Annotated in this window: 20 protein-coding genes; 4 read left to right on the top strand and 16 right to left on the bottom strand. The window is 73.2% G+C overall.

Annotation, left to right across the window (positions count from 1 at the left end):
- Nucleotides 1-94: 94 nt before the first annotated feature.
- The 9 genes from RM572_RS05470 to RM572_RS05510 all read right to left on the bottom strand — a co-directional run bounded on the left by RM572_RS05470 (nucleotide 95) and on the right by RM572_RS05510 (nucleotide 12645).
- Nucleotides 95-2680, bottom strand: a complete 2586-nt coding sequence (locus RM572_RS05470) for an alpha-mannosidase (RefSeq protein ID WP_311672133.1) — start codon at nucleotides 2678-2680, stop codon at nucleotides 95-97.
- Nucleotides 2677-3279 carry a D-sedoheptulose-7-phosphate isomerase gene (locus RM572_RS05475; protein ID WP_311672134.1) on the bottom strand — a complete coding sequence of 201 codons (603 nt, stop codon included), beginning with the start codon at nucleotides 3277-3279 and terminating at the stop codon, nucleotides 2677-2679. Before RM572_RS05475 ends, RM572_RS05470 begins: the two co-directional genes overlap by 4 nt.
- A 55-nt stretch (nucleotides 3280-3334) precedes the next feature.
- Complete coding sequence (locus tag RM572_RS05480) at nucleotides 3335-4408, bottom strand: ROK family protein (protein ID WP_311672136.1); 1074 nt, start codon at nucleotides 4406-4408, stop codon at nucleotides 3335-3337.
- Nucleotides 4408-5355 carry a carbohydrate ABC transporter permease gene (locus RM572_RS05485; protein ID WP_311672137.1) on the bottom strand — a complete coding sequence of 316 codons (948 nt, stop codon included), beginning with the start codon at nucleotides 5353-5355 and terminating at the stop codon, nucleotides 4408-4410. The genes RM572_RS05480 and RM572_RS05485 overlap by 1 nt, the downstream gene beginning before the upstream one ends.
- Nucleotides 5352-6368, bottom strand: a complete 1017-nt coding sequence (locus RM572_RS05490) for a carbohydrate ABC transporter permease (RefSeq protein WP_311672139.1) — start codon at nucleotides 6366-6368, stop codon at nucleotides 5352-5354. The genes RM572_RS05485 and RM572_RS05490 overlap by 4 nt, the downstream gene beginning before the upstream one ends.
- A 7-nt stretch (nucleotides 6369-6375) precedes the next feature.
- On the bottom strand, nucleotides 6376-7737 hold the full coding sequence (locus RM572_RS05495) for an extracellular solute-binding protein (RefSeq protein WP_311672140.1): 1362 nt from the start codon (nucleotides 7735-7737) through the stop codon (nucleotides 6376-6378).
- Nucleotides 7738-7967: 230 nt separating this feature from the next.
- Nucleotides 7968-8969 (bottom strand): LacI family DNA-binding transcriptional regulator, encoded by a 1002-nt coding sequence (locus RM572_RS05500; RefSeq protein ID WP_311672141.1) that lies wholly within the window; start codon nucleotides 8967-8969, stop codon nucleotides 7968-7970.
- 44 nt (nucleotides 8970-9013) lie between these two features.
- Entirely contained in the window at nucleotides 9014-10801 is a 1788-nt protein-coding gene (locus RM572_RS05505) for an alpha-amylase family protein (RefSeq protein ID WP_311672142.1), read from the bottom strand.
- On the bottom strand, nucleotides 10798-12645 hold the full coding sequence (locus RM572_RS05510; protein ID WP_311672143.1) for an MBL fold metallo-hydrolase: 1848 nt from the start codon (nucleotides 12643-12645) through the stop codon (nucleotides 10798-10800). Before RM572_RS05510 ends, RM572_RS05505 begins: the two co-directional genes overlap by 4 nt.
- A gap of 176 nt (nucleotides 12646-12821) precedes the next feature.
- Here RM572_RS05510 and RM572_RS05515 point away from each other — a divergent pair, with 176 nt between their 5' ends.
- Nucleotides 12822-13235: a VOC family protein gene (locus RM572_RS05515; protein WP_311672144.1), complete on the top strand. Its 414-nt coding sequence runs from the start codon at nucleotides 12822-12824 to the stop codon at nucleotides 13233-13235.
- A gap of 79 nt (nucleotides 13236-13314) precedes the next feature.
- Here the strand turns inward: RM572_RS05515 and RM572_RS05520 are convergent, their stop codons facing one another.
- Nucleotides 13315-13713: a RidA family protein gene (locus RM572_RS05520; RefSeq protein WP_311672146.1), complete on the bottom strand. Its 399-nt coding sequence runs from the start codon at nucleotides 13711-13713 to the stop codon at nucleotides 13315-13317.
- On the bottom strand, nucleotides 13710-14837 hold the full coding sequence (locus RM572_RS05525) for an acyl-CoA dehydrogenase family protein (protein WP_311672147.1): 1128 nt from the start codon (nucleotides 14835-14837) through the stop codon (nucleotides 13710-13712). Before RM572_RS05525 ends, RM572_RS05520 begins: the two co-directional genes overlap by 4 nt.
- Before the next feature lie 164 nt (nucleotides 14838-15001).
- Here RM572_RS05525 and RM572_RS05530 point away from each other — a divergent pair, with 164 nt between their 5' ends.
- Together RM572_RS05530 and RM572_RS05535 are read left to right on the top strand one after the other, a co-directional pair.
- Entirely contained in the window at nucleotides 15002-16675 is a 1674-nt protein-coding gene (locus RM572_RS05530; RefSeq protein ID WP_311672148.1) for an AMP-binding protein, read from the top strand.
- Nucleotides 16676-16684: 9 nt separating this feature from the next.
- Nucleotides 16685-17566: a PaaX family transcriptional regulator gene (locus RM572_RS05535; RefSeq protein ID WP_311672149.1), complete on the top strand. Its 882-nt coding sequence runs from the start codon at nucleotides 16685-16687 to the stop codon at nucleotides 17564-17566.
- A 26-nt stretch (nucleotides 17567-17592) separates the two neighbouring features.
- Here RM572_RS05535 and RM572_RS05540 read toward each other — a convergent pair whose 3' ends face one another.
- Complete coding sequence (locus RM572_RS05540; RefSeq protein ID WP_311672150.1) at nucleotides 17593-18135, bottom strand: hypothetical protein; 543 nt, start codon at nucleotides 18133-18135, stop codon at nucleotides 17593-17595.
- 138 nt (nucleotides 18136-18273) lie between these two features.
- On the opposite strand from RM572_RS05540, the gene RM572_RS05545 reads away from it, so the two are divergent.
- The gene (locus RM572_RS05545) at nucleotides 18274-18483 is read left to right on the top strand and encodes a DUF3099 domain-containing protein (protein WP_037789456.1); all 210 of its coding nucleotides are present in this window, start codon (nucleotides 18274-18276) and stop codon (nucleotides 18481-18483) included.
- Nucleotides 18484-18523: 40 nt separating this feature from the next.
- Here RM572_RS05545 and RM572_RS05550 read toward each other — a convergent pair whose 3' ends face one another.
- The 4 genes from RM572_RS05550 to RM572_RS05565 form a co-directional block, all read right to left on the bottom strand.
- A complete protein-coding gene (locus tag RM572_RS05550) occupies nucleotides 18524-20788 on the bottom strand; it encodes a bifunctional salicylyl-CoA 5-hydroxylase/oxidoreductase (RefSeq protein WP_311672152.1) in 2265 nt (754 codons plus the stop codon).
- Nucleotides 20789-20847: 59 nt separating this feature from the next.
- Nucleotides 20848-21675 carry an enoyl-CoA hydratase family protein gene (locus tag RM572_RS05555; RefSeq protein ID WP_311672153.1) on the bottom strand — a complete coding sequence of 276 codons (828 nt, stop codon included), beginning with the start codon at nucleotides 21673-21675 and terminating at the stop codon, nucleotides 20848-20850.
- A gap of 139 nt (nucleotides 21676-21814) precedes the next feature.
- Nucleotides 21815-22825 carry an ornithine carbamoyltransferase gene (gene argF / locus RM572_RS05560; protein WP_311672155.1) on the bottom strand — a complete coding sequence of 337 codons (1011 nt, stop codon included), beginning with the start codon at nucleotides 22823-22825 and terminating at the stop codon, nucleotides 21815-21817.
- Between the two features lie 69 nt (nucleotides 22826-22894).
- Nucleotides 22895-24121, bottom strand: coding sequence for an arginine deiminase (locus RM572_RS05565; RefSeq protein ID WP_311672156.1), 1227 nt, complete (start codon nucleotides 24119-24121; stop codon nucleotides 22895-22897).
- Between the last annotated feature and the right edge of the window lie 110 nt (nucleotides 24122-24231).

Consider the following 24231-nt stretch of genomic DNA (forward strand, 5'->3'; position numbering starts at 1 on the left):
ATGTTCCAGCCTTCCAGCCGTGGGGTCCGGTCGGTCTCCGGTGCGGCGCGCCCCCCGACGGGCACCGGCACCGCGGACGACGGGTCGCTCGGGGTCACGCCGTGCCGCTCCCCTCTCCGGTGGCTTCCTCGTCCTCGGTGCGCTCCAGCAGGTCGCTCTCCACGATCGGCTGAGCGGGATCGCGCGGCACCCGGAAGGTCTTGATCTCGTAGGCGCCGAAGTCGCTCTCGATCACCCGGCCGCCGAGCAGCGGGAGCGCGATCCGCGCGCGGGCGGCCGTACCGGCGGACTCGTAGGCGCGGACCACGACGTCGCCGTCTCCGTCCTCGTCGCCCTTGACGACCGTGACGACCACGCTGCCCGCACCGTCGTCTGCGTACGCGGCGCGCTGCGGCAGCGGGCCCTCGTGGAAGGTCTCCAGCAGGGCGAACGCGGGCTGGTTCAGCTCGGCCGCGCGGCGCACCGGGTCCGCGGCGCGCCAGTCCCCGCCGTGCGGGATCAGCAGGTAGCGGAAGTCCTGACGGCCCTGGTCGAGGTAGTCGTAGATGCCGTCCGGGTCGAGTTCCGCCGGGTCGTGCCAGGCGTAGACGGGGCTGCGCAACGCGGTGACACCGATCTCGCCACCGCGCACGTCGTGGCCGTACTTGCTGTCGTTGGCCACGGTCAGCCCGGCGCGGGCGCCGCCCGGCAGGGTGCCGCTGACGTCGACCCACGCCTGGGCCGGCTCCTCCGTGCCGTCCGGGGTGCGCACCAGGTGGCCGTAGGGGATCTCGTGGGTGGCGGTGACGTCGGTGAGCGCGGTGGGGAAGCGCAGCTTGAGCAGCTTGAGCTGCTCGTGCCAGTCGACGGTGGCGCGCACCTCGACATGCCGGGAGCCCGCGGACAGCACGAACTCCTCGACCAGCGTGGAGCGTTCGTAGCGGCTCTCGACGCGCAGCACGGAGCGCACCGGGCCGTCCTCGACCATGCGCACGCGGGTGCAGCGGAAGGCGCCGATGTCCCGGTCGTAGGCGGTGACGCGGTGACCCCAGGTGTCGGAGGGGTCGTCGACGACGACGGCGTGTGGGCCGGGCTTCTCCGGCAGCAGTTCGGCGCCGGTGTGCTTGTCGTGCAACGAGGCGAGCCAGCCGGTGCGCGCGTCGACGGCCAGCCGCAGGTGTGCGTTCTCCAGCACGGCGTGCTCGCTGCGCTGCGGAGGGACCGCGCCGTGCGCGGTGCCGGGCGCCGCGCCCAGCGACGTCAGATGGTAGACGCGGTGGCCCAGCGGGGGCACGGAGGCGCGGAAGACGACGCGGCCGCGACTGCCGTTCATGGTGGCCTCGGACCGGGTGAGCTGGACGGGCACCTCGGCGCCCTGCTCGTCGGCGAGGGTGGCGGTCGCCGCGCGGCCGAACTCGGCCTCCACGTCGGTCTCCAGCTCCCACGGGTGCGGGTTGAAGACGACCAGCGGCACGGTCTCCTCACGCAACGGGATGTCGATGCGGCGGGCGATCGCCTGCACGGACCGGTTGAACACGTCGGCGGCGAGGGAGCGGGCCCGGCCGTAGTCGTCACGGGCGTCGTCGTAGGCGGACCGGAGGGAGGTGCCGGCGAGGATGTCGTGGAACTGGTTGAACAGCACCAGCTTCCAGGCCTCGGTCAGTTCCCGGTGCGGGTAGTCCTGGCCGACGACGGCGGAGGCGGCGACGGCCCACTTCTCCGCGCGCTGCAGGTCGTTCTCGGCACGGCGGTTCCACTCCTTGACGCCGGAGTGCGCGGAGTAGCAGCCGGGGCCGTGGTGCTGAAGCTCGCCGGCGTGGACGGGTATGCCGTCGCGGTCGCGGACGGCGGCGAGGAACGCCTCCGGATGGCTGAAGACGAGGCGGGGCATGCCGCCCAGGGCGTCGAGCCGCTTGATGCTGTCGATGTTGGCGCGGGTCGGCCCGCCGCCGTGGTTGCCGACGCCGTAGAACACCATCAGCTCCGGCTGGTCCGGCGGCATGACGGCGAGCGCCTTGTCGAGATGGCCGCCGACGTCCTCGCCGGGACTGCAGTACTCGTGCGGCAGGCGGTAGGCGAGGACGCGGGAGCCGTCGGGCGACTCCCAGTGGAAGAACTGGCCGGGCAGCGCCTGCTCGTGCGGGCCCGGGCGGAGGAACACATAGCCCTCGATGCCCGACTTGGCGAGCAGCTGCGGCAGCATCGCGTGGTGCCCGAACGGGTCGAGGTTGCTGCCCACGGTGGCGGCGCGGCCGAACTTCTCCAGCAGATAGCGCTGGCCGTAGAGGGCCTGCCGGACGAACGACTCGCCGGAGGGGACGTTGCAGTCGGGCTCGATCCACCAGCCGCCGACGACCTGCCAGCGGCCCTCCGCGATGCGCTCGCGGATGGTGTCGAAGAGGTCCGGGTCGTGCCGCTCGATCCACTCCAGGTACATCACGGAGTCGCAGGTGAACACGGCTTCGGGGTACTCCTCCAGGCGGTCGGCCGCGGACCGGAAGGTGGCGCGGACCTCCTGGAGCCCCTCCGGCCAGCGCCACAGCCACACGGGGTCGATGTGGGCGTTGCCGACCATGTGCAGGGTGCGCTCACGGGACATGGGGCCGAACGCGGGCGTGGACGTGGCGGGACCGGCTGCGGCTGAGGGCCTCAACGGGCCGGCCTCGGCAGCGGGGTCGGGGGCGGGGGTGGCGGCGGTCATACGGGTGCCTCCAGTCGGTCGTCCTCGGTCTCCGCGGCCCAGGCGTCCACCCGCTCGCTGAGCAGGTGGAGCAGCAGCAGGTGCATCTCCTGGATGCGGGCGGTGGCCGTCGCGGGGACGAGAAGGGTGTGGTCGGCGTGCTCGGCAGCCGGCAGGCCGCCCCGGGTCCCGCCGCAGAACAGCACGGTGACGGCACCGGCCTTGCGGGCGGCGGCCAGTCCTCGCACCACGTTGGGCGAGCGGCCGGAGGTGGTGAAGCCGGCGACCATGTCGCCGGGGCGGGCGAGTGCCTCCACCTGGCGGGCGAAGACGTCGTCGAACGCGTAGTCGTTGGCGATGCAACTCATCACCGAGGGGTCGGTGGTCAGCGACACGGCGGGCAGCGGCCGACGCTGCCGCAGGTAGCGGCCGATGAGTTCGGCGGCCAGATGCTGGGCGTCGGCGGCGCTGCCGCCGTTGCCGAACGTGTAGAGGCGTCCGTCGCCGGCGTAGACGTCGATCAGGTCGCTCGCCACCGCGTCCAGGGCGGGCAGCAGTGCCCGGGTGCCTTCGGCGGCGTCGAGATGGTCGGCCAGGTGCCGGGTGAGGGCGTCGTCCATGGTGCTCCAGAGTGCGGAGTGGCGTCGGGGTGGGGCGGGAGGCGGGTCGCAGGGGTCAGTCGGCGGAGGCGGTGAGCGGGCGGTCGTGGACTGCGGGCGGGGCCGGTGCGCGCGACGATCCCGGCGGAGCGAGGCGTTCGAACGCGACGGCGGCGGCACCGAGCACGCCGGCCCGATCGCCGCCGGCGGCGGCGACGACGCGGACGGCGCGGGCGGCCGGGCCCATCGCACACTCGGCCACCGACCGGCGTACGGGGGCGAGGAGTTGCTCCCCGGAGCGGGTCACGCCGCCGCCGAGGACCACCAGCTCCGGCTCGAACACGTTCACCAGCGAGGTGAGTCCGCTGCCGAGCGCCTCGACGGTCTCCTCCCACAGCCGGACGGCCGACGGATCGCCCTGCCGGGCGGCCGCCGCCACGTCGGCGGCGGTGAGCGGGTCCGGTCCGGCCATGGCGGTGGAGACGCCCGCCGCGCGTGCCTCGGCGACGGCCTCGACTGCGCGTTCAGCGATGGCCGTGCCGGAGGCGTACGCCTCCAGACAGCCCGCGCGGCCGCAGCTCTTGCACGGGCGGCCGCCCGAGCGGACCGTGACGTGGCCCGGTTCGCCGCCGTTGCCGGCGGCGCCGCGGAAGGTGCGGCCGTCCAGCACGACACCGCCACCGATGCCGGTGGACACCGTCAGGTAGAGCAGGTGGCGGCTACCGCGGCCGGCGCCGAACCGCCACTCGCCCGCGGCGCCCGCCGTGCCGTCGTTGTCCAGCACGGCGGGCAGGCCGTAGCGCTCACGGGCCAGTGTCGTGACCGGCACGTCGATCCAGCCCGGCAGGTGCGGGGGCCGCAGCAGCACGCCGGCGTCGGAGTCGAGCGGGCCGCCGCAGCCGATGCCGGTGCCCAGGAGTTCGCCCGGGTGGGTGCCCGCGGCGGCGAGTACCTTCTCGCCGAGGCCGAAGAGCCGCTCCAGCGCGGCCCGGGGCCCCTCGGCCACCTCGGTGGGGCAGACGGCGGACGACAGCACCGTGCCGTCCGCGCGCACCACCCCGGCGGCGAGTTTGGTGCCGCCGATGTCCAGGGCGAGTACGGCCGGCCCGGCCGTGTCCCCCGCCGCCCCGGCCTGAGGAGTTTCGGTCATCAACCCTTCCGTCCTGTCGTGGCGATTCCGGAGACGAAGTGCCGCTGGCCGAGGAAGAACACGATGATCATCGGCAGGGTGACCACGACGCTCGCCGCACACACGATCTCCCAGCTCGACTCACCTCCCTCGCCGAACTGGTCGAGGACGGCCTTGAGGCCGCGCGGCACCGTGTAGAGCTCGGGGTCGCGCAGGTAGATCAGCGGCCGCACCAGGTCCGTCCAGGCGGCCTGCACCTCGAAGACGAACGTCACCACCAGCGCGGGCTTGCACAGCGGCAGCGCGATCCGCCAGAACAGGCCCCAGTAGCTCGCGCCGTCGATGCGTGCGGCCTCGAGCAGCTCGCGCGGCAGCCCGAGGAAGAACTGCCGCAGCAGGAAGATGTAGAACGCGCTGCCGAACAGGTTCGGCGCCCACAGCGGTATCTGGCTGCTGGCCAGGTGCAGCCAGTTCCAGATGAGGTACTGCGGGACCATGGTCACCACGGCGGGCAGCATCATGGTCGCCAGTACCAGGCCGAAACACAGGTTGCGGCCGGGGAAGCGGAAGTAGGCGAAGCCGAAGGCGACGACCGCGCTGCTGATCGTCACCGCGGTCGCGGCGGCGAGGGTGACGGTGGCGCTGTTCCACAGCCAGGTGAGGAGCTGCACCTCCTCCCAGATGCGCGAGTAGTTCTCGAACTGCCAGACCTTCGGGATCAGCTCGTTGTCGAAGACATGCTCGGAGGGCTTCAGCGAGGCGCTGACCAGCCACACGAACGGGTAGAGGAAGATCACCGAGGCGCCGGTGAGGGCGAGCAGCCGCAGCGGCCGTGTGACCCAGCGGACGGAGCCCGTCTGCTCCCTGCCGGGCCGGGCGGGCCCGTCGCGGCGGGGAGCCGGCACGCGGGGGCGGGCGGCCGCGGCGGGCTTCTCGCGGTCCGGCGGGAGGGTGGTCAGGCCTGTCATCGCACGTCTCCCTCGTAGTACACGAACCTCTTGCTCACCTTCACCTGCACCAGCGTGATCAGCCCGATCAGCGCGAAGAGCAGCCAGGAGAGCGCCGACGCGTAACCCATGTGCATGAACTGGAAGGCCTGCTGGAAGAGGTAGACGACGTAGAACAGCGCGGCTTCGTGGCTGTACGTCTGGGCGTTCGCGGTGCCGAAGAACGCGGTGTACGCCTCGTCGAAGGTCTGCAGCGAGGCGATGGTGTTGACGATCAGGGTGAAGAACAGTGCGCCGGATATCTGCGGCAGCGTCACGTGGCGGAAGGAGGCCCAGCGGCCGGCGCCGTCCAGTTCGGCGGCCTCGTACAGGTCCCTGGGAACGTTGCGCAGGGCGGCGAAGTAGATGACGACGGTGCCACCGAGCGCCCAGGACGTGGTGAGCACCAGGCCGGGCTTGACCCAGTCGCCGTCTGTGGTCCAGCTCGGCCCGGGGATGCCGAAGAGGCCGAGCACCTCGTTGATCAGGCCGACGTTACCGTTGAACAGCAGCAGGAAGAGGATGCCGACCGCCACGGACGGGGTCATCACCGGCAGGTAGAAGACGGTGCGGAAGAAGCCCGCAGCCCGGCCGACGCGGAGCAGCAGCATCGCCAGGGCGAGCGCGACGGCCATGCAGAGCGGCACCCGCAGCACGGTGAAGAGCAGCGTGTTCGACAGCGAGGTGGCGACCTGCGGGTCCTCGAAGAGCTGCTGGTAGTTCTGCAGGCCCACGCCGCTGGTGGGACCGATGCCGTCGTAGTTGGTGAACGACAGCACCAGACTGGCGATCATCGGGCCGGCGGTGAGCACCACGAAGCCGAAGATCCAGGGCGAGAGGAACAGGTACGCGGCGCGGGTCTCGCGCCGGCGCCAGGACACCTTCCAGCGGCGGACGCGTGCCCGGCGGTCGTCGCCGTGGGGCACGGCGGACCGCACGGCCGGTCGTTCGCCGGGCGGGGCGCCGGCCGGAGTCGCGGTCGGGTGGTCGCTCATGGCCGGTTCACTCCCGTTCCGTGTTGCCGCGGTCCAGGGCCGCCTGTGCGCGGTCCTGGGCCTCGTCGAGTGCTTCCTGCGGTGTGGCGGTGCCGGACAGCACCCGGTTGATGGCGCTCTGCCAGGCGCGCTCGAACTCGGTGCCGGCGGCGTTGGCCGGGACGGCGAAGGAGTCGTCCTGGATCTCGTAGAGCTGGCGCGCGGACCGGTCGTAGACCTCGTTGCCGGTGGGCTTCCAGATCTCCTCGTGGATGCGGCGGTCGGCCTCCTTGTTGCCGGTGAAGTCACCGATGTACGGCGAGCCGTCGGCGCGGATCTCCTTCGCCTTGGCCCTGGCGGCGGTGAACCAGGTGTCGGCGGCGGTCATGGTGGTGATGAAGGTGCACGCCTTCTCCGGGTGCGGGGAGCCGGCGGGTATCGCCCAGCTGTAGCCGGAGACGTAGTTGATCGGGTCGCCGTCTCGGTCGCGGAACGGCGCGGTGGTCAGCGCGAGGTCCGGGGTGGTCTCCGCCAGCACGCTGACGTACCAGTCCTCCATGGGCAACGCGCCGATCTGCCCGCGCACGAACTGGTTCTCCGCACCGAACATGTCGAACGTGTCGCGCAGCGCCTTGAACCTCCCCCAGCCCTCCTGGGCCTCGACCAGTCCGACGGCGAACTCCAGCGCCTCGACCGTCTTCGGGTCGTTCAGCCTCGCGGTACGGCCGTCCGGGGTGAGCAGCGAGCCGCCGTTGGCACGCACCCACAGCGGGAAGAACTCGGGGATCTTGGGGTCGAAGCCGATGCGGTGGAGCTTGCCGCCCGACGCGCGGTGCACGTCGTCGGCGAGCTTGCGCAGACCCTTCCAGTCGGAGGTGTCGACGTCGGACGGCTCGTATCCGGCCTTACGGGCCACCTCGTCGCCGATGAGCAGCAGGCGGTTGTCGAAGGAGTCGGGGAGCCCGTAGACCGTGCCGTCGAGGGTGGCCTCGTCGATCGCGACGTCGCGGAAGTCGGACGCCTGCACGCCGCGGTCCTTCATGCAGGCGGTCAGCGGGACGAGGGCACCCCGCGCGGCGTATCCGCCGATCAGGGTGCGGTCCATGCGGACGACGTCCGGCGGGTCGCCGGCGGCGACCGCGGAGAGGAACTGCTGCTCGTCGAAGGCGCCCTCGTTCACCTGGATGCCGGTGGGGGCGAGCTTCTCTCGGGCGATGTCCATGCGGACGGTGGCCAGGGCGTCGCCCAGTCCGTAGCCCATGGTGGTGAAGGTGTCCGAGGTGTCGGCGAAGCCGACGCCGCCGCATCCGGCGATCGGCAGCAGTGCGGTGACGGCGGCCAGGCCGGCGAGGGTGCGGCGCAGTCGCCGCCGGGATGGTGGTGCCGCCATGAGCTCTCCCTTGAGTGGTGACGGGCACGGGGGACGAATGGTGCGAGCGGGGACGGCGGGGCGTGCGCGGGCAGCACGCCGCCGTGGGCGCACCGGTGGGGTCCCCGGCATGTGGCATCGTTCCCACATGAGAACGTAGCCACACCCCTGAGGGGCGTCAATAGACCGGAACGAGGGGGTTTAACGGCGCGGTGTCATGCCTGTTCAGCGGGCATGCACGACTGGGTGGCTCAGGCGCGGACGCCCGGCGCGGCGGTGGAACCCCGGCGCTGCAGCGCGGGCTGGAGCGTGAGGCTCTCCGCCCGGGTACGTTCCCCCGAGATGCGTTCCAGCAGCAGTGCGGCGGCTCGCCGGCCCATCTCGTACACGGGCTGGCGCACGGCGGTCAGGCCCGGTTCGACGATGCGCATCCAGGTCAGGTCGTCGAAGGAGACGACGGAGCAGTCGGCGGGGACGGCGCTGCCGCGGCGCTGCAGCTCCTGCCACACCGCCTCGGCAACGACGTTGTTGGCGGCGAAAACCGCGGTGACGTCCGGGTTGGCGTCCAGGAAGGACGCCACGTCGGCCTGAGGGTCGCCGGGTCGCAGGCCGAGGTCCAGGACCAGTTTCCGGGGCAGCGGCGCGCCGGCCTCGCGGTGGGCGGCGCGGTAGCCCTTGAGCCGGTCGCGCCCGGTGTCCCACATGGTCTCGTCCAGCACCACCGCGATCCGGCGGTGACCGAGTCCGAGCAGGTGGGCGACGGCGTCGCGGGCGCCGCGTTCGCTGTCGATGGTGACCGCGTCGCAGCCGCGCACGCCCGAGCGGCGGTCGACCTCGACCACCGGGGTGCCGTGCTCGACCAGCAGGCCCGTGGCGCTGCGGCCGACGGGCGCGAGCAGCACACCGGCGGCGCGCATCGCGAGAAACGCGCGTGCCCCGGCGAGGGCCTGTTCGTCCCGGCCGTGGTCGTCGACCAGGACCATCTGGTGCCCGGCGTCGGCGAGGGCCTGCTCCACTCCGGCGGCGAGCAGGGCGTAGAACTGGTTGCGCAGGTCGGAGACGAGCAGCCCGACGAGGCCGCTGGAGCGGCCCTTGAGAGTCCGGGCGGAGACGTCCGGCACATAGCCGAGCCGCGCCGCCGCCTCCTCGACGCGGGTCTTGATGCCGCCGGCGACGTAGCCGTGGCCGGCCAGGGCCCGGGAGGCGGTGGACCGGGAGGTACCCGCCTCCTCGGCGACGTCCCGCAGGGTCACGCGTGCCCGCCTGGCCCCCTTGCCGGTGCGCCCGTCCCTGCCCATCAACCCCTCTTCCCGAGCGCGCCCCACTGCGCGCGCAGCGCCGCGTAGTCCTGCTCCTCCAACGCCTCGCCCGTGCGGTCCAGATGGGTGGACACGTACAGGGCCGGAACACCCAGCGCCGGCTTCTGAGCCGTGTAGGCACGCCACTGGGCCAGGTCCGGAGCACACCAGTCGTCGGTGTCGACGAGGAGTCCGGGGCACGACGCGCGGGTGACGGCGGCGCGGTAGCGCATCTGCGGCACCACGTCGGCGTACGGGTCCGGGTCGTCGAGACGGAGCATGTCGTTGAGCCGGATCATATCCGTCACCTCTGCGAACGCCGAGTGGGGCGTGTGCGTGACCACCAGGGAGTCGGACTTGGCCGCCTTCGCCGCGCGGTGGATCGTGGCCAGTTGATCGTACAGGAGCGCGATGCCCCACTTGCGGCCTTCGGCGACCAGGGAGTGACCCGACGGCGTGTCAGCCGTGAAGTCGATCTTGAGGCCGTCGGCGTCCAGCCCGTCCGGGGCGAGCATCCGGTCGATGTTCGCGGCCAGCAGCTCGCGGGCGTCCGGGTGTCCGGGGTCGAACGCGACGGGCACTCCGTCGGGCGTACGCACGCACAGCTCGTCCGGCATCCCCTCCGTCGCCCAGGCACGCCACCACAGCAGCACGCGGCGGCCGCGCTCGTGCTGCCCGGCGATCCAGCCCCGCAGGTCGGGCCACTTGTCGGTGTCGGGCTCCCAGGAGGCGTACACGCGCTGCCACTTGTCGTCGATGACGACCGTGCCCGGGTTGAGGCCGTGCCGCTCCAGGTGGGCGAGATGCGCGTCGTACTCGGCCCGGGTGCTGAGCCGGGGGGCCGGGATGCCGGTGTCGCGGGCGCGGGCCATCTGGGCGCCCCAGCCGCAGAACATCGGCTCCGACCACCAGTCCGGGCGGCCGGGCGGGGTGGGGTCGGGGGCCCAGCCGCGCGACCGGAGCCAGGCACGGTGGTCGCGCAGCCCGGTGTACGGGTCGGGGCTGCCGGGCGCGATGAGCACGGCGGGGGTGCGGAAGAAGCTCTCGACACGCGTGTGTCCCTCGTAGTCCAGCCGCAGGTGCCAGCCGTGGTCGGAGGGGACGTAGGCGGCCTGGGTGAAGGTCAGTTCGCCGACCGGCGCGCCGACGGAGACCGTGCACCAGGCCTGCGGGGCGGGCAGCGGGACGGCCGGGTCGGTGTCGTCCGGCAGCGTGGCCTCGGTGAGGGCGAAGCAGAGCGGGGCCGGGGTGAAGAACCAGTGCCCCCGGCCGGGGCGGGCGTCGCCGCAGGCGCCGGCGACCGCGCTCTCCCCCGCGCCGCGCAGCAGCCGGCGCGGCGGGCCGGGGTTGGGGCTGAACAGTGTGTGCCACGCGTGGCCGCTGGGGCGCAGGCCCGTCCCGCGGCCGCCCAGGGCGGAGCGGGTCGCGAGCAGCGCGACGTCCGTGAGCGTGCCCTCGCCGTGCACCGTCCAGGTCAGCTCGGGGCCGTCCGGGGTGCAAACGATGCGGGTGGCGGCCCGCTCCCATGCGGTGCTGCGGCGGGCGACGGTGACGACGGGCTCCGGGCCCGCGATCTCCAGGGCCGGGGCGGAGGCGGACAGCGTCTCGTCGACGGCTCCGGTCCGGTCGAGCGCGCCGGGGAGCTGGAGCGCGACCGGGTGCGCGCCGTCGGTCGCCAGGCGGGCGATGGTGCCGTCCGGGGCGACGGAGAGGCGGTAGCGCGGGGCGGTGACGACGACGGTACCGTCGTCGGCGGTGTGCGCCGCGATGCCGTGCGGGCCGCTCATCGGACGCTCACCAGCGCTTCGGCCTGCTGGCCGAAGCGCATGCGGCCGACGGTGAGGTCGGCGCCGACGCGGAACCGCTCGGTGGCAGGGGTGCCTGCCGGGACTCGCAGCAGGAACTCCACCACCGCCTCGCCGTGGCCGCGCAGGTCCAGCCACGCCGTGTCGGGCCGCACCTCCCAGCCGTCCGGGGCGACGAGGTGCACCTCGGCGCGTTCGGCGCCGGGGAAGGGGTTGAGCACAGCGACCTCCAGGCGCAGTTCGCCGCCCGCGGCGGCGACCGAGCGGTAGGGGAAGACGCGGGCGCCGAAGCCCTCGGCACCGAAGTCCACCTCGTGCGGCAGGATCTCGCGGTGCAGCCGGGCGAGCCGTCGGCCCTCGTCGAGCAGCATGTCCAGGTAGGCGTCGGTGACGGTGAACGGCGGCCAGTGGCCGCTGATCATCAGCTCCGGGCGCAGGGAGCGGTACAGCTCGGCGCTGCGGGTGAAGTCGTCGATGCGGAACCGGTTGCGGTACTGGTAGTTGAGGATCTCCGGCTTGAGCCCTGGCTCCCACTCCGTGGTCTGCTGGTCGCCGGTGGCGATGACGCGGCGGCCGTCGGCCGTGAAGGAGTAGGCGGCGGCGTAGAGGGTGTGGCCGGGCAGGCCGTGGACACCGATCTCGTACTCGCGCCACTCCACGGGGGCGTCGAGGAGCAGTTCGCGGTCGACGGGGATCGGGTCGTACCAGAGGCAGGGCAGGTCCCAGTCCTGCGGGGACTGCAGCACGGGGACGATGTGCGCGGGCGACCAGACCTCGGTGCCGTGCACCTCGCGCAACAGGTTGAAGCCGGCCACGTGGTCGTCGTGGTAGTGCGTGGGCAGGGCGACCTCGACGCGGTCGATGCCGTGGTTGCGCCGCAGCGCCTCGATGGAGGCGAGGAGGGGGCGGCGGGAGGAGCGGTCCTGGCCGCCGGCCAGGCCGGTGGTCAGGTCGTAGCCGAAGTCCAGCAGCAGCGCGGTGCCGTGGTCGGAGAGCAGGGCGTACGAGTTGGCCATCGAGGTGGCGTTGCGCAGCAGGTGGGGGGTGACCTCCCGCCACGGGTCGTTCAGCATGCGCTCCGGGTTCCAGGGGGCGCGGCGGCGGGTGTCGAGGAGTTCCTGCAGGTGGGTGCGGAGGCGGCCGACGGCCCGTGGTGGGTCGGTCACCGGTTCGCCGTGCGAGGGCAGCAGCATCTCGGGGCCGTGTTCCAGCAGTTGCAGGCAGGAGAGCACGGTGGCGGCGACGCCTTCCAGCCCGGCGTTCTCGTGGAAACCGGTGTACGCCCACTGGGTGGCGGCCAGAGACCAGAGGCGCCCCTCGCCGTGGATCAGGTCGCCGACGAGGGCGAGGCGCCTGCCGCCGATGTCGACCAGGTAGCTGACGGAGCCGACGGTGTGACCCGGGGTGGGCAGAGTGTGCACGTCGAGCGGCCCGTAGCGGCGGGTGCGGTACTCGGCGACCGTGCCGGTGACGGGGACCTGCCGGAGCAGGGTGTACCGGTCCTGCCGGACGTCGTAGTCGTTGTCGAGGCCCCGGGTGCGCCAGTGCTCGTCGGCGTGCGCGATCAGGTCGTGCTCGACGGGGGGCACCCAGACGCGGATGCCGGCCGCCACCGCCCGGTGCAGGCCCTGTACCTGGTCGCGGTGATGGTGGGTGACCAGGACGTCGGTGACCTCCTCCACACCGAAGTCGGCGAGGTGGTCGAGGACGTCCCCGCTGCCGAAGTCCACCAGTACGGCCCGGCGTCCGGCCCTGAGCACGTAGACGTTGCAGGTGTCCCGGAAGAGGAACACGTCGTTCCCGACGATTTCCGTCCCGTTAGGCACTGTTCGCCCCCTGGTCACGACGTGTGGTAACGATCCCAGGTGGGAACGGTGCCAGTCACCGGGAGCCGGGTCAAGATTTCTCCCGGGGCTGCCGATGAGTTTTCGGCGGCTCCGCCGTCTGTACGGGTGCCGATCCCGTCCGGGCGGCCGATCGAGCAGGAGAGAGGGCGTTACCCATGGGGAAGATGATCTTCGTGAACCTCCCGGTGAAGGACCTGAGCCGGTCCGTGGAGTTCTTCGGCAAGCTGGGCTTCACCTTCAACCAGCAGTTCACCGACGAGAACGCCACCGCGATGGAGATCGACAAGGACAACGGCATCTACGCGATGCTGCTGGTCGAGCCCTTCTTCAAGGGCTTCACCAAGAAGGAGATCGCCGACGCGACGAAGACCACCGAGGCGATCGTGGCGCTGGGGCTGGAGAGCCGCGCCGCGGTCGACGAACTCGCCGACAAGGCCCTGGCGAGCGGCGGCAGCCCGGCGAACGAGCCGATGGACGAGGGGTACATGTACGGCCGCAGCTTCCAGGACCCGGACGGCCACCAGTGGGAGGTCATGTGGATGGACCCGTCCGCCGTGGAGCCGAGCTGACGCGCGGGGCGGCCCCGGCGGCGCGAGCACGGCCTGCGGTGCCTGCCGCGGCGCGCGCCGCGGCAGGCACCGTAGGCCGTCAGTCGAGGACGGCGATGCCGTCCAGTTCGACCAGCGCCTCCTCGTCCCACAGCCGAACGACGCCGATCAGCGCCATCGCCGGGTAGTCGCGCCCGGCCAGCTCCCGCCAGATGCGGCCGAGTTCGCGGGCGTGGGCGCGGTAGGCGCCGACGTCGGTGGTGTAGACGGTGACGCGGGTCAGGCCGGCGGGCGTGCCGCCGGAGGCGCGCAGCGCCGTGAGGAGGTTGCCGAGGGCCTGCCGGAACTGCGCGGGCAGGTCGTCCCCGGTGATCTTCCCCTCGCCGTCCAGGGCGGTCTGTCCGGCGAGGAACACCAGGCGGGAGCCGGTGACGGCCACGGCGTGCGAGAAGCCGGTGGGCGGCGCCAGCTCGCCGGGGTTCACACGTTCGAGTGTCATGCGTAGAGCTCCTTGGCGATGATCGAGCGCTGTACCTCGGTCGCACCCTCGTAGATGCGCGGAGCACGCACCTCGCGGTACAGGTGTTCCAGGAGATGTCCGTGCTGAAGGGCGGCGGCGCCATGGATCTGGACGGCGGTGTCCACGGCGTACTGGGCGGTCTCGGTGGCCAGCAGTTTCGCCATCGCCGCCCGGTGCGCGATGCCCTCCTCGCCGCGGTCGTACGCGGCCGCGGCGGCGTACACCAGCAGCCGTGCCGCCTCGATCCGGGTGGCCATCTCGGCGAGCTGGTGGGACACGGCCTGGAGTTCGCGCAGCGCGCCGCCGAAGGCGGTACGGCTGCCGGCGTGCGCGACCGCGGCGTCCAGCGCGGACTGCGCCATGCCCACCGCGAACGCGCCCACGCTGGGGCGGAAGAGGTTGAGGGTCCGCATGGCGACGCCGAAGCCCTCGTCGACCGTGCCCAGCACGTCGGCCCCGGTGACCGGCACTCCGTCGAAGGTGAGGGTGCCGATGGGGTGCGGGGAGAGCATCCGCAGCGGCTCGCCGGTGAGCCCCGGACGCCCGGCCGGGACGAGGAACGCGGTCACGCCGCGCGCGCCGGCGCCGTCGGTGGTACGGGCGAAGACGGAGTAGACGTCGGCGTGGGGTGCGTTGGAGATCCAGGTCTTGGTGCCGCGCAGCTCCCAGCCGTCACCGGCCGGCACTGCGGCCAGGGACAGCGCCGCGGCGTCCGAACCGGCGCCCGGCTCGCTCAGCGCGAAGGCCGCCACGGCACGCCCGCCGGCCACGTCGGGCAGCCACCGGGCCCGCTGCTCGTCCGTGCCGGACAGGGCGAGGGGGTAGGCGCCCAGCCCTTGGAGGGCGAGGGCGGTCTCGGCCTCGGTGCAGCCGTGGGCGAGGGACTCGCGCAGCAGGCACAGGTCCATCGCGCGGGCCGGGGTGCCGTCGGCCGGGAACACCCGTTCCAGCAGGCCGGTGTCGCCCAGGGCGGCGACGAGTGCCCGGTTCACCCCCGGCCGCTCGCCGTGCTCGGCCGCCAGCGGCCGGAACCGCTCCGCGGCCAGCGACCGCAGCTCCTCGCACCACTGCTGTTGCTCCGGCTCCAGCGCGAACGCCCGCATCGGCGACGCCTCCTTTATCGCGGACCGTTGACTGTCGTCACTAACACGTTACGCTCATCCGCATCCGGGCACGCCAGTGCTCCACCGTGAAAAGGCCCGTGAGAGGCCGGCGAGGAGCCCTGGCCCACCGCCTTCGGGGACCGCCGCAAGGGGGCACGACCGTCATGGAACCGATCCCGTCCGCCCACGTCGACACCTTCGCCCGCGACCACCTGCCGCCCCGGGAGCAGTGGCCGGAACTCGTCTTCGACCTGCCCGAGCTGCGGTACCCGGACCGCCTGAACTGCGGCGCCGAACTGCTGGACCGCACCGTGGAACGGCTCGGCGCGGACCGCCGCGCCTTCGTCACCGACGACGCCTCCTGGTCCTACGGCGAGCTGCGCGACCGGGTGGACGCCATCGCCCACGTGCTGACCAGTGACCTCGGCATCGTACCGGGCAACCGGGTGCTGCTGCGCGGGCCCACCACGCCCGAGCTGGCCGCCTGCTGGCTCGCGGTGATGAAGGCCGGAGCCGTCGCCGTCACCGTGCTCGCCGCACAGCGCTCCCACGAGCTGCGGACCGTCTGCGAGATCGCCGAGGTCGGTCACGCCCTGTGCGACGCCGCCACACTGGACGACCTGGTCAAGGCGGACGTGCCCGGCCTGCGGGTCACCTCCTTCGGCGGCGGCTCCCCCGACGACCTGGACCGGCTGACCGGGCCCTGGGCGGGCCGTCCGTACGGCGCGGTGGCCACGGCCGCCGACGACGTCGCGCTCATCGCCTTCACCTCCGGCACCACCGGACGCCCCAAGGGCTGCATGCACTTCCACCGCGACGTGCTCGCCGTCGCCGACAGCTTCTCCGCGCACGTGCTGCGCCCGGAGCCGGACGACCTGTTCGCCGGCAGTCCGCCGCTGGGCTTCACCTTCGGCCTGGGCGGCTTGGTGCTCTTCCCGCTGCGGGTCGGCGCCGCCGCGCTGCTCCAGCAGTGGAACGGCCCCGACCAGATGCTCGCGGCCGTGCAACGCCACCGGGTGTCGGTGCTGTTCACCGCGCCGACCGCCTACCGGGCGATCCTGGGGAAGCTCGCGGACGGCGAGGCCCGGGGCGAGCCCTGGGACGTCACCTCGCTGCGCCGCTGCGTCTCGGCGGGCGAGCACCTGCCCGCGGCCACCTGGGAGGCGTGGCGGGAGCGCACCGGGCTGCGGCTCATCGACGGGATCGGGGCCACGGAGATGCTGCACATCTTCATCTCCGCGGCCGACGACGCCATCCGCCCCGGCACCACCGGCCTTCCGGTGCCCGGCTTCGAAGCGCGGGTCGTGGGCGACGACGGCACCACCCCCGTCCCGGACGGCGAGCCGGGGCTGCTGGCCGTGCGCGGCCCGGTGGGCTGCCGCTACCTGGCCGATCCGCGGCAGCAGAACTACGTGCGCGGCGGCTGGAACCTCACCGGCGACACCTACGTGCGCGAGGCGGGCGGCTACTTCCGCTACGTCGCCCGCGCGGACGACATGATCATCTCGGCGGGCTACAACATCGCCGGTCCGGAGGTCGAGGGCGCCCTCCTGCGCCACCCCGACGTGGAGGAGGTCGCGGTCGTCGGCCGCGCGGACGAGGAGCGCGGGCAGACCGTGGTCGCCCACGTGGTGCTCCGGGAGGGCGTGCCGCGCGGCGCGGACACCGTGGACCGGCTGCGCGCCTTCACCAAGGAGGAGCTGACCCCGTTCAAGTGCCCGAAGGAGATCGTCTTCGCCGACGCGCTGCCGCGCACCCCGACCGGGAAGCTCCAGCGCTTCCGGCTGCGGGAGGCTCCCGCGCAGCCGGAGGAGAGAGCGGAGGAGCGGGCTGACTAGAGTGAAGGCGTGGCCCAGCCCTCCTCCCCCGGTTCCCTGATCCTGACGTTCTTCGGCGCGTACGGACGGCCCGGCACCGCCGGGGACTCCGGCACCCCCGGAACCGGCGGGGAACCGGACGGCGGCGGCCCGGCCGGCAGCGTGCCCGTCGCGGCGCTGATCCGGCTGCTCGCCACGGTAGGCGTGGACGCGCCGTCCGTGCGGTCCGCGGTCTCCCGGCTGAAACGGCGCGGGCTGCTGGTCGCCGACCGCGCGGGCAGCCGCGCCGCGGCGTACGCGCCCTCGGACGCGGCACGCCAGGTGCTCGCCGACGGCGACCGGCGCATCTACGACCGGCCCCGCCCCGCCGCCGACGGCGCATGGCTGCTCGCGGTGTTCTCCGTCCCCGAACGGGAGCGGCAGCGGCGGCACCTGCTGCGCTCGCGGCTCGCCCGGCTCGGCTTCGGCAACGCCGCACCGGGCATCTGGATCGCGCCCGCGCACCTGGAGGAGGAGACCCGGCACACCCTGGAGCGGCTCGGCCTCACCGCGTACGTCGACCTCTTCCGGGGCGTGCACGCCGGCTTCGAGCCGACGCACGAGGCGGTGGCGCGATGGTGGGACCTGGACGCCCTCGCCTCCCTGCACCGCGACTTCCTCCACGCCCAGGAGCCGGTGCTGCACGCCTGGGCGCGGCGCCGGAAGGTGACACCGGAGGAGGCGTACCGCGACTACCTGCCCGCGCTGGACGCCTGGCGGCGCCTGCCGTACGCCGACCCGGGCCTGCCCTCCGGTCTGCTCCCGGATGACTGGCCGGGCGAACGGGCCGCGGAGGTCTTCCACGCCCTCGACGCGAAGCTGCGCGGGCCGGGCGCGGAGTACGCGGCCTCGGTCCTCCGCGCCTGCGGGTAGGCGGAGTCGGGGCAGGCGGGCGCGCCTCAGGCCAGGACGGCGGCGACGATCGCGCCGACGCCGGTGCCCGCCAGGCCGCCCAGCACCAGGACGCGCCCGGTCAGGCCGGTGGCGCGGCTGCGGGCCCGCCCCGCCGGGCGGAACGCGCCGCTCAGCAGGAACACCGCCACACCGCACAGCGCCACCCCGAAGCACACCAGGTAGGCCGCCTGGGCCCAGAGGACGCGTGCCGCGGGTTCGAGCCGGTCCGGGGACAGCGACACCGCTTCCACCTCGTCCCCGGGGTCGTGCGGGGCGCCCGGCCGGAAGTCCTGGACCCGGTGGCGGACCTCGCCGTCGTGGGAGCGGAAGACGCCGGAGCAGACCGCGTCCTCGAAGGAACGGGGATCGCACCGCTCGACCGTGACGGCGCCCGGCGTGCCGCCGTCGAGCTGCACGGGCCCCTCCAGATATCCGGCGGCGAGGCAGCCGAGGCCGAGGAGGAGGACGAGCAGGCCCAGCAGTCCGGCCGCGACCCGGCGCATCGTGCCGCGGGTCGCCGCCCCCGTGCCGTCCGCTCGCGTCCTCACCGGTGCCCGCCCCTGTCCGTGGTCCGGCGGCCGTCACTCCCCCGCCGTCCTGCCGTGCGCACGTCAGCGTAACGGACCCCGCGCGGGCCCGGCGGTGTCCGGTTTCCGCGCCGGGCGGGCCGGTGCGAGAGTGGAGGTGTGGACCCGGCGACACGGCGCAGACGGCGCTACTTCGCGATGATGACGGCCGCGCTGGTGCTCTTCGTCAGCGCGTGGGCGTTCGTGCGGCTGTGGTCCGTGCCGGCCGCGATCGCCCTGTGCGTGGTGGCGATGGCCCTGCCGCCGGCCGCGGTGATCGTCGGCAACCGGCGGGAGCCGGGCGAGCGCTGGTGGGACGAGGACGAGTGACCTGCGGCCGGACGCCCCGCACGACCCCGCCGGGCGGGGGTCACAGCGTGAGCCGCTGCTTCGGCGCGTCCGTGCGTCCGGTGGGCGGCTTGCGGCTGCCCGCCCGGTACTGCTGCGGCCAGGGCGCGCCGGGCCCGGTGTAGTCCTGGTCGGCGGCGGCGTGCAGCGACCAGTGCGGGTCGTACAGGTGCGGCCGGGCCAGGGCGCAGAGGTCCGCGCGCCCGGCGAGCAGCAGCGAGTTGACGTCGTCCCAGGAGGAGATCGCGCCGACCGCGATCACGGGCACGCCGAGGCCGTTACGGATGCGGTCGGCGTACGGCGTCTGGTACGAGCGCCCGAAGTCGGGCCTCTCCTCGGAGACGACCTGCCCGGTGGAGACGTCGATCGCGTCGGCGCCGTGGTCCGCGAACGCCCGCGCGACGGCCAGGGTGTCCTCGGCGCTGGTGCCGCCCTCGGCCCAGTCGGTGGCGGAGATACGGACGGTGAGCGCGCGGTCCTCGGGCCACACCTCGCGGACCGCGTCGAAGACCTCCAGCGGGAACCGCAGCCGGCCCCGGACGTCGCCGCCGTAGGCGTCGGTGCGGCGGTTGGTCAGCGGCGAGAGGAAGCTCGACAGCAGGTAGCCGTGCGCGCAGTGCAGCTCCAGCAGGTCGAACCCGGCGCCGGCGGCCCGCCGCGCCGCGTCGACGAACTGATCGCGCAGACCGGCGAGTTCGGAGACCTCCAGCGCCCGGGGCACCTGGTTGACGCCGTCGCGGTAGGGCAGCGGGGACGGGGCGACCACCGGCCAGTTGCCGTCCGGCAGCGGGTCGTCGATGCCCTCCCACATCAGCCGGGTGGAGCCCTTGCGCCCGGAGTGGCCGAGCTGCACGCCGAGGGCGGTGCCGGGTGAGCGGGTGTGCACGAAGTCGGCGATCCGCCGCCAGGAGGCGGCCTGCGCGTCGTTCCACAGGCCGGTGCAGCCGGGCGTGATCCGGCCGTCCGGCGAGACGCACACCATCTCGGTCATCACCAGCCCGGCGCCGCCGAGGGCGCGGCTGCCCAGGTGGACGAGGTGGAAGTCGCCGGGGACGCCGTCGTCGGCCGAGTACATGTCCATCGCGGAGACCACGACCCGGTTGCGCAGTTCCAGGGGGCCGAGGCGGAACGGGGTGAACATCGGCGGCGTGCCCTCCGGCACGCCGGCCTCGCGTTCCACGGCGGCGACGAAGTCCGGGTCGCGGAGCCGCAGGTTGTCGTGGGTGACGCGGCGGCTGCGGGTCAGCAGGTTGAACGCGAAGCGGTAGGGCGGCTGGCCGGTGTAGGTGGCCAGGTCCTCGAACCACTCCAGGCTGGCGCGGGCGGCGCGCTGCGTGGACGTCACCACCGGGCGCCGCTCGGCCTCGTACGCGGCAAGTGCCTCCGGCAGCGTGGCGTTCTCCTCCACGCAGGCCGCCAGCGCGAGGGCGTCCTCGACGGCCAGCTTGGTGCCGGAGCCGATGGAGAAGTGGGCGGTGTGCGCGGCGTCCCCGAGCAGCACGACGTTCTCGTGCGACCAGCGTGCGTTGACGACGGTGCGGAAGGCGATCCACTGCGAGTTGTTGCCTCGCAGCGGCCGTCCGCCGAGCGTGTCGGGGAACAGCTTGGCGCAGTACGCCGCCGAGGCGGCCTCGTCCATCCGGTCGAGGCCCGCCGCCTGCCAGACCTCCTCGCGCATCTCGACGATCACGGTCGAGGCGTCGGCCGAGAAGGGGTAGCCGTGCAGCTGCATGACGCCGTGTTCGGTCTCGGCGATCTCGAAGCGGAAGGCGTCGAGCGCGAAGTCGGCGGCCAGCCAGATGTAACGGCAGCGGTGCGTGGTCAGGTCCGGGCCGAAGGCGTCGGCGAACGCCTCGCGGGTGGCGCTGTGCACGCCGTCGGCGGCGATCACCAGGTCGTGCGACGCGGCGAGTTCCGCGGCGGCCGGCGCCTCGGAGCGGAAGCGCAGGTCGACGCCCAGGTCGCGGCAGCGCTCGTGCAGCACGGCCAGCAGACGGCGGCGGCTGAGGGCGGAGAACCCGTGGCCGCCGGAGGTGAGCTTCCGGCCGCGGTGCACCACCTCGATGTCGTCCCAGCGCACGAACTCATCCCGCAGCGCGGCGTACACCACCGGGTCCGCGCTCTCGATGCCGCCGAGTGTCTCGTCGGAGAGCACCACCCCGAAGCCGAAGGTGTCGTCGGGGGCGTTGCGTTCGTGGACGGTGACCTCGCGGGCCGGGTCGAGGCGCTTGAGCAGCGCAGCGGCGTAGAGGCCGCCGGGACCGCCGCCGATGACCGCGATGCGCATGGGGACTCCTGAGGTGTGGGGCGGGCGCCTGCCGCTGCCGGGTCTTTCTCCCGGTGTCGTCAGCGGCCCTGCCACTTGGGGGGCCGCTTCTCGGTGAAGGAGGCGTGGAACTCCGCGTAGTCCTCGCTGTTCATCAGCAGGGCCTGGGTGGCGGCGTCCATCTCGACCGAGGCGGACAGGCCCATGTCCAGCTCCGCGGTGAGCAGCGCCTTGGTCTGCGCGTGGGCGAGGGCCGGGCCGTCGGCCAGGCGGCGGGCGAGTTCGGCGGCGGCCGGCCGGGCCCCGCCCTCGTCGGTCAGCGTGCTGATCAGCCCGATGCGTTCGGCCTCGGGCGCGCGTACCGGCTCGCCCAGCATCAGGATGCGGGTCGCGTGACCGAGGCCGACCACGCGGGGCAGCAGGTAGGCGGCGCCCATGTCGCCGCCCGACAGGCCGACCCTGGTGAAGAGGAACGCGAAGCGGGCGGTGGGATCGGCGACGCGGAAGTCCGACGCGAGGGCGAGGACCGCGCCCGCACCGGCGGCGACGCCGTGCACGGCCGCGATCACCGGGAACGGCGCCTCGCGGACGGCCCGCACCACCTGGCCGGTCATGCGGTTGAAGTCGAGCAGCTGCGCGGTGTCCAGGGACAGCGTCTCGCCGATGATCTCCTCGACGTCGCCGCCGGAGCAGAAGCCGCGCCCCTCGCCCGCCAGCACCAGGGCGCGGGCGCGCCGCTCGCGGGACAGCTCGGCGAGCAGGTCGCGGAGGTCGGCGTACGCCTCGAAGGTGAGCGCGTTGAGCTTGTCGGGCCGGTCGAGGGTGACGGTGACGACGCCGTCGTCCTCCGCGACGCGGAGGTGCGACCAGCGCTCCGCCGCGCGGACGGAACCGGTGAACGGGCTCATGGGCGTTCTCCCTCCCGGGGGTGACCGACCTGGCGAACGTATCACTTGTCCGTGACTGTCGTCATGGGTGCGCGATACACCGCGCCGGACACCTGCACCCCTCCGGGACTCTTCCGGGACCCGCCCCGAACGTAGGCCGTCAGCCGGCGTCGCCGGCCAGCGTGGCGACGAGCACCGCCTTGATCGTGTGCATCCGGTTCTCGGCCTGGTCGAAGACGACGGAGCGCTCGGACTCGAAGACCTCGTCGCTGACCTCGAGGTGTTCCAGCCCGTACCGCTGGTGGATCTCCCGCCCCATCGCCGTCCCGAGGTCGTGGAACGCCGGCAGGCAGTGCAGGAAGCGGACGTCGTCGTTGCCGGTGGCCCGCAGCACCTCCGCCGTCACGGCGTACGGCCGCAGCAGCGCGATGCGCTCGTCCCAGAGCGCGGCCGGCTCCCCCATCGACACCCACACGTCCGTGCCGACGAAGTCCGCGCCGCGCACGCCCGCGGCGACGTCCTCGGTGAGGGTGAGGCGGGCGCCGGTGGTGGCGGCGACCTCGCGGGCCCGCGCGATCACCGCATCGTCCGGCCAGAGCCCGCGCGGGGCGACGATCCGCTGGTCCATGCCCAGCAGCGCGCCGGTGACCAGGGAGGAGTTGCCCATGTTGCTCCGGGCGTCGCCGAGGTAGGCGTACGCCATCGCCTCGACCGGCTTCGGGCAGTGCTCCGTCATGGTGAGCACGTCGGCGAGCAGCTGGGTGGGGTGCCAGGCGTCCGTCAGCCCGTTGTAGACCGGAACACCGGCGTGCTCGGCCAGCTCCTCGGCGACGGCCTGGTCACTGCCCCGGAACTCCAGCGCGTCGAACATCCGCCCCAGCACACGCGCGGTGTCCCGTACGGACTCCTTGCGGCCGAGGTGGGAGCCGGACGGGTCGAGGCAGGTGGTGGCCGCCCCCTGATGGGAGGCGGCCACCTCGAAGGCGCACCGGGTGCGGGTGGAGGCCTTCTCGAAGATCAGGACGATGCTGCGCCCGCGGAGCCGCTGCTGCTCGGTGCCCGCCTTCCGCTCGGCCTTGAGCCGGGCGGCGAGGTCGACGAGGTGGCGGAGCTCGCCGGGGGTGAAGTCCACCTCCTTGAGGAAGTGGCGGCCCGTGAGATCTGTCGCCATGGGAGGGCTCCTCGGTCGCGTACATCAGCCTGAGCTGTAATTGTATACGACGCCCCGCATGTCTATTCGCTACGGGACGGGGTCCCGCTCGACGGGGCAGCTCATGCAGCGGGGACCACCCCGGCCGCGACCCAGCTCGCTGCCGGGGATCTCCACCACCTCGATGCCCTGTTTGCGCAGGAAGGTGTTGGTTGTCACGTTACGCTCGTACGCCAGCACCACGCCGGGTTCCACCGCCAGCACGTTGCAGCCGTCGTCCCACTGCTCCCGCTCCGCCGAGTGGACGTCCTGCGTCGGGGTGAGCACCCGGACCGAGTCGAGCCCCAGCGACGCGGCGATCGCCCGGTGCATGTGCTCCGGGGGATGATCGGTGACCTTGAGTTCGGGCCCGCTCCCCGGCTCGATCGTGTAGGAGCGGAGCATTCCCAGACCCTCGTACTGGGTGAAGGACCGGCCGTCGATCATCGTCATCACGGTGTCGAGGTGCATGAAGGCGCGCGCCTTCGGCATGTCCAGCGCCACGATGCTGGTCGCCGAACCGGCGTCGAAGAGCCCCCGGGCGAGCGCCTCCACCGCCTGCGGGGTGGTGCGCTCGCTCATGCCCACCAGCACCGCCCCGTTGCCGATGACCAGCACGTCGCCGCCCTCGATCGTCGAGGGGTACGCCGAGCCGCGGCCGTCGGACCAGATGTGGAAGTCGTTGTCGGCGAAGAGCGGGTGGTGGTGGTAGATGGCCTCGAAGTGCACGGTCTCGCGGCGCCGCGCCTCCCAGCGCATGTCGTTGATGGAGACGCCGTCGTAGACCCAGGCCGAGGTGTCCCGGGTGAACAGGTGGTTCGGCAGCGGGGCGAGCAGGAAGCCGTCCAGATCCATCACGTGGAAGCGGACCGAGGTCGGCTCCGGATGGTGCTCGAGGAACTCCCGCTTGGTCATGCCCCCTATCAGCGCCTGCGCGAGTTCCGGGGTGGGGAGGGCGTCGAACGCCGCCCGCAGGTGGTCGGTGGCAAGCGGCCCGTACTCGCGCTCGTCGAAGACCCGGTCCAGCACGAGTTCCCGCGCCTGCGGCAGCGCGAGGCTCTCGGTGAGCAGGTCGCCGAAGAGGTGCACCTGGATACCGCGGTCGCGGAGTGCGTCGGCGAAGGCGTCGTGCTCCTGCCGGGCCCGCCGCACCCAGAGCACGTCGTCGAACAGGAGGTCGTCCTTGTTCGTGGGGGTGAGCCGCTTCAGCTCGAGATCGGGCCGGTGCAGGATGACGCGGCGGAGCCGCCCGGCCTCGGAGTCGACATGGAATCCCATGGACCCATCCTGTCCCCACCGGACGCCTCCCGCCCGGTCCCGTGCACGGATTCCGGGGAACATCACACGCCGGCACGCCTCTGCGGCGGGCGGGGCCCGGCGTGGCCCCG

It is taken from the genome of Streptomyces hazeniae, assembly GCF_031845485.1.
GTDB classification, from domain to species: domain Bacteria; phylum Actinomycetota; class Actinomycetes; order Streptomycetales; family Streptomycetaceae; genus Streptomyces; species Streptomyces hazeniae.

What these genes read in the sequence shown, in the direction of transcription:
- RM572_RS05470 (WP_311672133.1), bottom strand. Translation starts at nt 2,680, where the DNA reads ATGACCGCCGCCACCCCCGCCCCCGACCCCGCTGCCGAGGCCGGCCCG.
- RM572_RS05475 (WP_311672134.1), bottom strand. Translation starts at nt 3,279, where the DNA reads ATGGACGACGCCCTCACCCGGCACCTGGCCGACCATCTCGACGCCGCC.
- RM572_RS05480 (WP_311672136.1), bottom strand. Translation starts at nt 4,408, where the DNA reads ATGACCGAAACTCCTCAGGCCGGGGCGGCGGGGGACACGGCCGGGCCG.
- RM572_RS05485 (WP_311672137.1), bottom strand. Translation starts at nt 5,355, where the DNA reads ATGACAGGCCTGACCACCCTCCCGCCGGACCGCGAGAAGCCCGCCGCG.
- RM572_RS05490 (WP_311672139.1), bottom strand. Translation starts at nt 6,368, where the DNA reads ATGAGCGACCACCCGACCGCGACTCCGGCCGGCGCCCCGCCCGGCGAA.
- RM572_RS05495 (WP_311672140.1), bottom strand. Translation starts at nt 7,737, where the DNA reads ATGGCGGCACCACCATCCCGGCGGCGACTGCGCCGCACCCTCGCCGGC.
- RM572_RS05505 (WP_311672142.1), bottom strand. Translation starts at nt 10,801, where the DNA reads ATGAGCGGCCCGCACGGCATCGCGGCGCACACCGCCGACGACGGTACC.
- RM572_RS05515 (WP_311672144.1), top strand. Translation starts at nt 12,822, where the DNA reads ATGGGGAAGATGATCTTCGTGAACCTCCCGGTGAAGGACCTGAGCCGG.
- RM572_RS05520 (WP_311672146.1), bottom strand. Translation starts at nt 13,713, where the DNA reads ATGACACTCGAACGTGTGAACCCCGGCGAGCTGGCGCCGCCCACCGGC.
- RM572_RS05525 (WP_311672147.1), bottom strand. Translation starts at nt 14,837, where the DNA reads ATGCGGGCGTTCGCGCTGGAGCCGGAGCAACAGCAGTGGTGCGAGGAG.
- RM572_RS05530 (WP_311672148.1), top strand. Translation starts at nt 15,002, where the DNA reads ATGGAACCGATCCCGTCCGCCCACGTCGACACCTTCGCCCGCGACCAC.
- RM572_RS05550 (WP_311672152.1), bottom strand. Translation starts at nt 20,788, where the DNA reads ATGCGCATCGCGGTCATCGGCGGCGGTCCCGGCGGCCTCTACGCCGCT.
- RM572_RS05555 (WP_311672153.1), bottom strand. Translation starts at nt 21,675, where the DNA reads ATGAGCCCGTTCACCGGTTCCGTCCGCGCGGCGGAGCGCTGGTCGCAC.
- argF (WP_311672155.1), bottom strand. Translation starts at nt 22,825, where the DNA reads ATGGCGACAGATCTCACGGGCCGCCACTTCCTCAAGGAGGTGGACTTC.
- RM572_RS05565 (WP_311672156.1), bottom strand. Translation starts at nt 24,121, where the DNA reads ATGGGATTCCATGTCGACTCCGAGGCCGGGCGGCTCCGCCGCGTCATC.